The sequence below is a fragment of the Klebsiella sp. K-Nf6 genome (assembly GCF_002806655.1).
Classification (GTDB): Bacteria; Pseudomonadota; Gammaproteobacteria; order Enterobacterales; family Enterobacteriaceae; genus Klebsiella; species Klebsiella variicola.
The window spans coordinates 1-327 of record NZ_PIBN01000068.1 but is presented as its reverse complement, the minus strand read 5'-3'; the positions used below and the strand labels follow the sequence as shown (position 1 = coordinate 327).

The following is a 327-nucleotide window of genomic DNA, read 5'->3' as shown; positions in this document are numbered from 1 at the left end:
AGGCCATGAAGATGGAAACCGAAATCCGCGCCGCGCAGGCCGGGACCGTACGCGGTATCGCGGTGAAAGCCGGCGATGCGGTTTCTGTCGGCGACACTCTGCTGCAGCTGGCGTAAGGACGAGGAGCGGAAATGGAAAGTCTGAACGCCCTGATTCAGGGCATGGGGCTGATGCACCTCGGCGCCGGCCAGGCCATCATGCTGCTGGTCAGCCTGCTGCTGCTGTGGCTGGCGATTGCTAAAAAGTTCGAGCCGTTACTGCTGCTGCCGATCGGCTTCGGCGGCCTGCTCTCCAATATCCCGGAGGCCGGGCTGGCGCTGAGCGCGC

General features: G+C 64.2%; 2 protein-coding genes. Both read left to right on the top strand.

Annotation, left to right across the window (positions count from 1 at the left end):
- Positions 1-116 (top strand): biotin/lipoyl-containing protein (locus CWM61_RS28670; protein ID WP_133122486.1); only part of this gene is annotated, 116 nt, incomplete at its 5' end.
- 15 nt (positions 117-131) lie between these two features.
- Positions 132-327, top strand: a 196-nt coding sequence (locus CWM61_RS28665) for a sodium ion-translocating decarboxylase subunit beta (RefSeq protein WP_206054243.1), incomplete at its 3' end; no start/stop codon positions are given.